This window comes from Peribacillus sp. YIM B13481, from assembly GCF_042787985.1.
GTDB lineage: Bacteria > Bacillota > Bacilli > Bacillales > DSM-1321 > Peribacillus > Peribacillus simplex_A.
In genome coordinates, this window is the sequence record NZ_JBHZPE010000092.1 from 1 (window position 1) to 8,796 (window position 8,796).

6 protein-coding genes and 5 pseudogenes are annotated in these 8,796 nt (G+C 35.5%); 7 read left to right on the plus strand and 4 right to left on the minus strand.

Translation table 11 applies throughout. The features are described 5' to 3' along the window. Window positions 1–844: 844 nt before the first annotated feature. From ACFX4X_RS24560 to ACFX4X_RS24575, 4 genes and pseudogenes are all read left to right on the plus strand, one after another. Window positions 845–1,172, plus strand: a pseudogene (locus tag ACFX4X_RS24560) (PadR family transcriptional regulator). Continuing rightward, window positions 1,165–1,479, plus strand: a complete 315-nt coding sequence (locus tag ACFX4X_RS24565; RefSeq protein WP_377387343.1) for a DUF1048 domain-containing protein — start codon at window positions 1,165–1,167, stop codon at window positions 1,477–1,479. The pseudogene ACFX4X_RS24560 and the gene ACFX4X_RS24565 overlap by 8 nt, the downstream one beginning before the upstream one ends. Before the next feature lie 13 nt (window positions 1,480–1,492). After that, window positions 1,493–2,410: an ABC transporter ATP-binding protein gene (locus tag ACFX4X_RS24570; RefSeq protein WP_377387346.1), complete on the plus strand. Its 918-nt coding sequence runs from the start codon at window positions 1,493–1,495 to the stop codon at window positions 2,408–2,410. A 5-nt stretch (window positions 2,411–2,415) separates the two neighbouring features. Continuing rightward, on the plus strand, window positions 2,416–3,183 hold the full coding sequence (locus ACFX4X_RS24575) for an ABC transporter permease (protein WP_377387349.1): 768 nt from the start codon (window positions 2,416–2,418) through the stop codon (window positions 3,181–3,183). Window positions 3,184–3,529: 346 nt separating this feature from the next. Here ACFX4X_RS24575 and ACFX4X_RS24580 read toward each other — a convergent pair. Continuing rightward, window positions 3,530–4,089: pseudogene (locus tag ACFX4X_RS24580) on the minus strand (IS3 family transposase); the annotation flags it as partial. On the opposite strand from ACFX4X_RS24580, the pseudogene ACFX4X_RS24585 reads away from it, so the two are divergent. Both ACFX4X_RS24585 and ACFX4X_RS24590 read left to right on the plus strand, forming a co-directional pair. Next, a pseudogene (locus ACFX4X_RS24585) lies at window positions 4,083–4,414 on the plus strand (spore germination protein); the annotation flags it as partial. The pseudogenes ACFX4X_RS24580 and ACFX4X_RS24585 overlap by 7 nt on opposite strands. A gap of 27 nt (window positions 4,415–4,441) precedes the next feature. After that, window positions 4,442–5,545, plus strand: a complete 1,104-nt coding sequence (locus tag ACFX4X_RS24590) for a spore germination protein (protein WP_284471162.1) — start codon at window positions 4,442–4,444, stop codon at window positions 5,543–5,545. A gap of 385 nt (window positions 5,546–5,930) precedes the next feature. On the opposite strand, the pseudogene ACFX4X_RS24595 reads toward ACFX4X_RS24590, so the two are convergent. The 3 genes and pseudogenes from ACFX4X_RS24595 to ACFX4X_RS24605 all read right to left on the minus strand — a co-directional run. Next, window positions 5,931–7,181: pseudogene (locus tag ACFX4X_RS24595) on the minus strand (multidrug effflux MFS transporter). Between the two features lie 466 nt (window positions 7,182–7,647). Further along, entirely contained in the window at window positions 7,648–7,740 is a 93-nt protein-coding gene (locus ACFX4X_RS24600) for a hypothetical protein (protein WP_289337802.1), read from the minus strand. Window positions 7,741–7,796: 56 nt separating this feature from the next. Continuing rightward, a pseudogene (locus ACFX4X_RS24605) lies at window positions 7,797–8,045 on the minus strand (MBL fold metallo-hydrolase); the annotation flags it as partial. A 116-nt stretch (window positions 8,046–8,161) separates the two neighbouring features. Between ACFX4X_RS24605 and ACFX4X_RS24610 the strand changes: the two are divergent. Then, window positions 8,162–8,572: an Lrp/AsnC family transcriptional regulator gene (locus tag ACFX4X_RS24610; RefSeq protein ID WP_377387353.1), complete on the plus strand. Its 411-nt coding sequence runs from the start codon at window positions 8,162–8,164 to the stop codon at window positions 8,570–8,572. The last annotated feature ends 224 nt before the right edge of the window (window positions 8,573–8,796 follow it).

The following is an 8,796-nucleotide window of genomic DNA, read 5'->3' on the forward strand; positions in this document are numbered from 1 at the left end:
CAAGCCATTGAAGATCGAATTAGGAATACAGCTTAAGATTTAACTTTTTAGTGTCCAAAATATTGACCCAAATCCAACATTTTCAACTGATGTGTTAATTGGTCATTTGCCAATTTTCATTCCCATTTTCTCTTAAAATTTGATTAAATGAATAATCTTGTTTTTTCATTTTATAATTTACACAATCTGATGTATTTTTATGGATTTGAAATAAAGTCGCGATGTTTTGTCTCTATAAAAAAGTTCCCTTCCTTAGAAAAAATTAAGGGTACTTAAATAAAAATAAGTTTTCAAAACCGAAAGTTTTTCCGGTACTTTTCCCGGCAGACCTTATGCCAATTTCTGAAAAAATCCCAATCGTAAATTAATATAAGTCCATTCTCATTTTCAATCAAATTCAATCTTGATCCAATCGTTTTTCTAAGGCTGTTCTCCTATAATTCTTGCCCCGTCAGGGTTCTGACGGTTCCCTGTTTTTTCAGTTGGTTCCCTCATGCCATTAAACCGTATCCTTTTCAGTGTTTTTCCTCACTTTTTCGACCCAGGTGGACTCTCCGTTTTCGTTCAGTTCTTTCCAGTGAGGAACGGAATTTTTTTGCGGGGACATAGTATATGGGCTGAAACTTTTGATAAAGATGTGTTCATGTAATTTCCTCTTTCTACCGCCACCTCTTTAAAATCAGTCAGATGTTTTTTCCCTCCTCTTTCGGGAGGTAAGAATGTTCGGTTTTACTACATAAATTTTAAAAGAAGTAAATAAAAAAAAATGGGTTGCACACAACAGCTACTTTGTAATACTATATAGTAGTACTCGGTGATACTAAGTAGCTTGTTAGGATGATATATGAAAGATTTAACTGAAATGCTTAAAGGTGTTCTTGAAGGGGTGGTGCTTCAAAAGATCCATGCTGGAGAAACTTACGGCTATGAAATAACTAAGTACCTAAACGATTTAGGATATGGCGATATTGTGGAAGGAATTGTCTACACCATTCTTGTTCGAATCGAGAAAAAAGGGCTCGTCGATTGAGAAGAAAAAGTCAGAGCTTGGACCTGCGAGAAAATTTTACACGTTAAACGCTAAAGGAGAACAAGAGTTAAAGGAATTTTGGGAGCGTTGGACATTCTTAGAAGAAAAAATGAATGAAATAAAGGAGAAAAGAAATGTTTAAAAAAATGATGCAAGAAAAAAGAGAATATCGTGCCTATAAAAAACGAGTGAATAAATTACCAGAAGAATACAGAAAGGCGATGAAAGCAATTGAAAAATACATGTGGAATTTTGCAAAGGGATCAGGCATGTTTGAGATTTTGAAAAATATTTTAGAGATGTTTGAGAATAGTGCTACGGATGGCTTATGCGTACGAGATGTAGTAGGAGATGATATTGCCGAATTTGCCGACTCATTATTAGCAGAATTTCCAGAAGAAACATGGATGGATAAAATGAAAAAAAAATTAAGGGATTCAATTGAGTAAAGGAGAGAGAGCCATGAATTCAACAGTCCTTAACATCAAAAATGTAAAAAAGAGCTTTAAAGGGAATGAGGTTTTAAAAGATGTCAATATCACTTTGAAGCAAGGTTCCGTATATGCCTTATTAGGGGCGAACGGGGCTGGGAAAAGTACCCTATTAAAAATTGTTACCGGGTTACTAAATAGTGATGGAGGGAAAGTGACAATCCAAGACATAGATGTCGCTAACAATCCGGTATTGGCACAAAAGTTATTTAGCTTTAGTTCCCAGAATACCACTGTTGACGGAGTACTCACTGGATACGAAAACCTTTATTTAATTGCTAAATTGCGACACGAACGCAACTCGAGAAAAGTTGCCGAAAGTTTGTTAGAAAAGTTTGATCTGACTGAAGCCAAAGATAAAGCTGTTTCAAATTATTCAGGAGGAATGCGTCGTCGTCTCGACTTAGCCATGAGTTTAGTTGGGAATCCAGAAATCATTTTTCTGGATGAACCTACTACTGGATTGGATCCGAATAGCAGGCAGGAGCTTTGGAATATGATTAAAGAAATGAAGTCCCAAGGGAAAACCACCTTTTTAACGACTCAATATTTAGAAGAAGCAGATTATTTAGCCGATCAAATAGGCTTTTTACGAGAAGGGAAAATTGTTGCCAGCGGGACCCCAGATGAAATGAAACGAATTGCTGGAGCAGATAAATTACTTCTTGTATTTAATCGAAATCAAGACGCCGAGAAAGCTTTAAAACTTTTGGAATCTTATTCTCCGATCAAAAATGCAGACTTTGAGATTTCCATAGATTTAGATAAAGAAATTCAAACGACCTTGAACGTATTGAATGCCCTAACAACTGAAAAAATTGACCTCAAAACCTTCAAAATGACTACTCCAACCCTTGATGATGTATTTATGACACTTTCGAAAGGATGAAAATTATGAATGTTTTTCAAAATTTAAGTGATACATTAACGCTTGCAAATCGGATCATTAAACATAATATACGTAGTATCGACACGCTTCTTACGGTTGTTGCGATGCCGGTTATGATGTTATTGGGTATGGTTTTCATATTTGGTGGTGCCATTCAAATTGCTGGAGTGTCTGAAGATGAGTATATTAATTATATTCTTCCCGGAATTCTGTTAATGACGATTGCTACAGGATCTGCTTACACCTCGTTACGGATAAATTTAGACAAAACTTCAGGGATGTTTGACAGATTTAAGTCAATGCCCATAGCCAAATCATCTGTACTGGGGGGGCAGGTAATAGCTTCAGTTATTTTTATGTTAGTTTCAATAATGGTCGTATTAATAGTAGGATTTATAACTGGATTTAGAAGTGATGCAACATTTGCTGAATGGCTACTTGTGGCACTATTGATCACTCTCTTTTCGCTAACATTAACGTGGATTTCAGTGCCATTTGGATTGGCTGCTAAAGGTATTGAAGGAGCAAGTTCTTTTTCATATATCTTAATAATGCTGCTTTTTGTCAGTTCTGCATTTGTTCCTGTCGAAGGAATGCCGAAGATCATCCGAATCTTTGCGGAAAATCAACCAATGACACCGATTATTCAAACTATTAGAAATCTGTTAGACTCGCAGCCTGTTGGAAATGATCTGTGGGTGTCGTTCGGTTGGATGGTGTTAATAATATTAATTTCATATATTTTTGGATTGAAGGTTTATAGAAGAGTTTAAAGAGTTGTTGATGTAAAAAAGTAGTTATCTATTATAATTATTTTGTATCAAAGCAGCAAAAGAATAGCTGGAGAAACAAATCTTATTCAATAGGATTTGTTTCTTGCAACAAATGATTTTAAGAAAGAAAAAATGAACCCTTTGCTAGCATATATAGCAAAGGGTTTTCAAATTTATTGATTTAGTATCTTCTTCTTTTATCTTGGCTTCTCAAGAATAAAGAAAACGACACAGTATAGACAGGCCGTAGAGAAATGCAATAAAGGGGGAATATCACTATTTTATCCCCCCTTATTAATGACCTTATATGTTAATTACTTAATCAACCTGGATTGTCAACACTAAATCAAACAACTTTTTTAAGGGATAACTTTTTAAAATCTAGAGGGCTTACATAGCCTAAAGTTCCATGAATGCGCAACTTATTAAACCTGTTCACATAATCTCCAAATTCGAGTGTAAGCTGAGCTAAGCTTGCGAATGTTGTTTGATTGGCGAACTCAGTCTTAATGATTTTAAAGGTCGCTTCCGCGACAGCGTTATCATAAGGGCAACCTTTCATACTTAGTGAACGACCAATCTCAAATCTTTGATAGATGCAAACGCTCTTGCCACAAGCTTGGCGTCCTTGTTAGGTCCTGTGCTAAATCCAATAATTTCACGATTAAAGAGATCGACAAAGACACATATGTAATGCCATTTATTTTTGACTTTGACATATGTTAAATCGCTGACCACTACTTTTTTTTCTTTTACTTGTAGAAATTCCCGATTTAATTCGTTAGCCTGGACTGATTCGTTACATGCGGTCTTTTGCGGTTTGTACTGAGCGACTGTATAAGAGGAAACAAGCCCCTGTTCTTTCATGATCCGGCCAATTCGCCTTCTGGAGACCGTAAGGCCGTGTTAGCCCTATTTTGGTGATTGTTGTAGCTTTAACTGCTATTTCATCTTTTGCCATTCCGCAATATAGTGCAGAGATTGCGTTACGTATTCTTCGTTTCGCCGCCATGCTTTGCGCTGCCATATTAGGATTATACGGGGTCATTCTATTCTTTCTTTTCATTACCAGTCATTTGGTGAATTTAAAGAGCTTTGGTGTACCTTATGTGAGTCCAGCCGTTCCTTATCGTTTAAGGATTGGAAAGACTTTATTGTTCGCATGCCCCTTATGATGATGAAACGTCGTCCGAAGATGATGCATACGAAAGATCCCACACGTAAAGGATAACTACTTAAGAAAGGAAGTGAATCAGCGATGATAATTCGTCCAAAAGACCGAATTACGACTTCACAAGCTACGGTTATACTTATCAATTTTATACTTGGAACAGGAATTCTCACCTTGCCCAGAGCATCTGCGGAGAAGGTGAAAACACCAGATATCTGGATAACCGTTATTTTAGGTGGCCTGATTGCGATGATAGCAGGGGTAATCATAGTCAAATTAAGCCAACAGTTTCCTGAAAAAACCTTTTATCAATACATCCAAGATATTGTAGGAAAATGGGTGGGCAAATTACTTAGTCTACTTATCATATGTTATTTTTTAACAATTGGTGGGTTTCATGCCCGTTCCTTAGTAGAAGTAACAAGTTACATGTTGTTAGAAGGTACCCCATCCTGGGCCATCATGATGCCATTTATGTGGATAAGTCTCTATCTAATCCGGGGGGGCATAAATCCGATCGCCCGTCTGTTTGAAATTATCTTACCAATTGCGATTATTATTTTTTTACTAGTTGCCTTTATGAGCTTCAAAATATTTGAGATCGATAATTTACGCCCGGTATTAGGGTTGGGAACCATTCCAGTACTAAAAGGGGTAAAAGCAACGGCTCTCGCATTTACAGGTCCTGAAATCATGTTGCTTCTTTTACCGTTTATGAAACAACCAAATAAAGCAGTAAAAGTCGTCCTGGTTGGAGTTTTTATTTCCTTGATTCTTTACGTGATAACCGTCGTGATGGTCATCGGCGCGTTATCCGTCGATGGAGTGGTCACGAGAACATGGCCGACGCTTAATCTTATACGCAGTTATGAAGTAACTGGTTTGATTTTTGAACGGTTTGAATCTTTGTTACTTGTGATATGGATTATGAAAATGTTTACTTGCTTTACCGTTGACTACTATGCAGCTTCTTTAGGTCTGTCCCAACTTTTCAAAAAGAGCATTCATCCATTTATCTATGGTTTGCTTCCGATTATTTACCTCATTGCTATGTTTCCCAAAAATATAAATGATGCATTTAAACTTGGGGATTTCGTTGGCAATGTTGCAATGTTTTTATTTGGTTTACTGCCTCTGCTATTACTCATTATCTCAAAAGTAAAGGGGAAAAATCATGAAGCAAACAGATAACAATGTACGGTTCCTCTTCGTTTCCCTGTCCGTTCTTTTGCTCTTGTCTCTTATGTTATTTCCAGTTTTTAAAGTGCTAGAGATTCGCATTTTAACGTAATTATCTTTTCTTTTATGTGTTACTCTTCATCTAAATTAGCTGTACGTAAATTGTTTGGAAATTCAAATATTAAAGAGACCTTCCCGGTTGATATTTTTCACACAGGGGTAAAATATGGAGTGGTAGCTGACTCCTTTATTTAACTATGCCTTCACGAAGCCTAACTGATCTGAACTCATTTCATTTACCTGTAAGTCCAATTACAAGGGTTATGAAATCCTGCGAATAAGTGAGCATTCGAGAGATATTCGCATCAAACTGAGGGAGTTCAACAAGGTAATAGAACTAGATAGATACTGAATTTTTATTGGACTTAGATGTTTTCCGATCTAACAGAAAAATATAAGATAAGATAGATCCAATACTTGCAAGAACTATTATAATTCCCATAGATATTGCTTTATTGCTTCCTAAGCCAACAAGAGGAGCAATACTTCCTCCAAAGACTAAAGATAATACCCCAAGTAACGCAGATGCACTTCCTGCTGTTTTACCTTGTTTTTGCATAGCTAGTGACAACCCTGTAGTACTTACCATCCCAGCACTTGATATAACAAAGAATAATGGTACTAAAATAGCGTATAAACCTGCATTGAAAAGCAACATGACTAATAAAGTAATGGCTCCGAGAAAACCAATGCATAAGCCAGTAACAAAAAGTTTTTTTTCACTGATTCGACCAGCTAATCTGCCTGTAATTTGACTAAAAATAATAATTCCAATACCGTTAATGGCAAAGATTAGGCTAAATATTTGTGGAGAAGAACCATAAATATTTTGCAGAACGAAAGGGGAACCAGATATTTAAGCAAACATAGCAGCAAAAACTAAACCTTGAGGTAAAGCATATCCTATGAAGCTTCGATCTAAAAGGAGTTTTCTAAATATATTCAGCGTATTTTTAATCCCTCCTAAAGACCTTGAGTCAACAGGTAATGTTTCTGATAAACACAACACTATAATAAGAAACATAATTAAACCCACCGCACTCAACACCATAAACACACCTTGCCAAGGGGCAATGTGTAATAACTGAGCACCTAGTATGGGTCCGAGAACTGGAGATACACCACTTATCAAAGCTAGTAGGGAGAAGAATTTAGTTAACTCTGAACCTGAATAAAGATCTCGAACAATGGCACGAGAAATAACCATACCTACAGATCCAGCTAGTCCTTGAATTAACCTTAATATAATTAATTCCCATATTGATTGACTGAAAGCACACCAGAAAGATGTAACAAAAAAGATTGTTAATCCTATGAGAAGAGGTTTTCGACGTCCATATACATCACTAAGTGATCCAGATAGTAATTGTCCAAGAGATAGGCCAACTAAGAAAAAGGTTAAACTAAGTTGTACAAGAGATTCAGTAGTATGCAGTTCTTTAGCTATATCAGGAAGCGCTGGTAAATACATATCAATGGACAATGGACCAAGAGCTACTAATGTTCCCAGTACAAATGCCATCCATAATCGTTTTGATTGAGATAGTGTATTCCTAGAAATTCTAAAAGTTTTTAAATAATTAATCATTACTTATATCCTTTCTTTTTAAAATTTTAAAAAATAGTTTAGCTGTATCTTTTTAGGGTTCACCCTGAAGTTTCTAACGTTATTTCACCTGAATTATTAGTTGAAATAGCAGATTCAATTAAATAAATTACCGCACAGTTTGTGTCAACTCTACAATAAGTCATTATAGAACTAAAGGGGCAGAATAGTTGAATAAGGTATATAAATAAGTGCACTAATTCAAGGAGGAATTGTACACTTTTTTATTGCAAGTAAATTAAACAAACGGACGTTTAATAATTCAAAAAAAGAAAACGACATTAGAGCTGGCTGGACACACAGAGTACGGACTAACACGGTAGTTATTATTTAATCTATTTAATCATCACATCGATAGCTTTTAGAATAATAAAAAAGACCCTTAAAGGGTCTCATGATAAGTAAATTGACTACTTAAGAAATTATCACATAGTTATCATTTAAAGAGTTAGGAGTTAACGCCAAGTTGCCGGAGAATATCATGCGTATCAACATGAGATCTTTTCTCAATGATTTTGCCGTCCGCAATTCGTAAAAGCATCAGAAGAGAAAATTTAACGTTTTTTCCAGTTGCGGAGACACCATGAAATGGAGTACCGGCAATACCTCTTTGGCAACATCATCAAAGTGGTCTAGATGTAGGTGAGTGACAATGACAGCATCTATATCATGAATAATATTTTCAATCGATGTTGGTAAACTAACTAAAGGATTAAATTGATCTTGTCTTAATGAATTTGGGAACGGTGGGTATGTACCTTTCTCAACTAACATCGGATCTATTAAAAACTTTTTGCCTGCATATTCGACAACAAGTGTGGCATTTCTAATTTGTTTAATATTCATCTTTATCGCTCCTTTCTTTGATCTACGTATAGTTTATACTATGGCCAATTAGCAAATACATAGATAAAATCAAGTCTTTTGCACATTTGACTTGATAAATGAAAGGATTTGAATAAATGTTAGATAATACGGATATGGGTATCTTGCATGAACTATCCAAAAACAGTCGAATCACGATGAAAGAATTGGGTGAGAAAGTCCATTTGACTGGTCAAGCAGCTGCATCTAGAGTTGCCAAATTAGAAGATAATGGAGTGATTGAGGGATATGCCATTAAAGTTAATCAAGTTAAATTAGGTTGTTTTATCCATGCTTTTATTACTATCATTACACAAAGCACTTATCACCAACCTTATCTGTCGTTCATAAAAACACAAGAACAATACATCATAAATAACTATAAAATCAGTGGAGATGGCTGTTATCTTCTTGAATGCAAATTTCCATCAAATGAACTTTTAAATCAATTTTTGGAAGACTTAAAAGAGCCTGCAAATTATAAATTATCAATTGTTATTAATAAATAGTGTTATATGGAGAGTTTGTGAACAAATATACTTAAACTAACGGGTGCTTACTTCTATATGGGGCTGGAAACAGCTCCATTTTTGTATGAAAACATATTCGTGAAAGGCCATACTAAAATAAGCCCACCATATTCTAATTTTTTTGAAGGGCGTAAATGTACTATGTCGTTATTTAACTGGTTATGCAGTTTGTTGTTCAGATGGAGCGATTGTATAGCCTTTCT

Bases quoted from the DNA above. Each gene is read 5' to 3' on its own strand.
- ACFX4X_RS24565 (WP_377387343.1), top strand. From the start codon at position 1,165: ATGTTTAAAAAAATGATGCAAGAAAAAAGAGAATATCGTGCCTATAAA.
- ACFX4X_RS24570 (WP_377387346.1), top strand. From the start codon at position 1,493: ATGAATTCAACAGTCCTTAACATCAAAAATGTAAAAAAGAGCTTTAAA.
- ACFX4X_RS24575 (WP_377387349.1), top strand. From the start codon at position 2,416: ATGAATGTTTTTCAAAATTTAAGTGATACATTAACGCTTGCAAATCGG.
- ACFX4X_RS24590 (WP_284471162.1), top strand. From the start codon at position 4,442: ATGATAATTCGTCCAAAAGACCGAATTACGACTTCACAAGCTACGGTT.
- ACFX4X_RS24600 (WP_289337802.1), bottom strand. From the start codon at position 7,740: ATGCTTTTACGAATTGCGGACGGCAAAATCATTGAGAAAAGATCTCAT.
- ACFX4X_RS24610 (WP_377387353.1), top strand. From the start codon at position 8,162: ATGTTAGATAATACGGATATGGGTATCTTGCATGAACTATCCAAAAAC.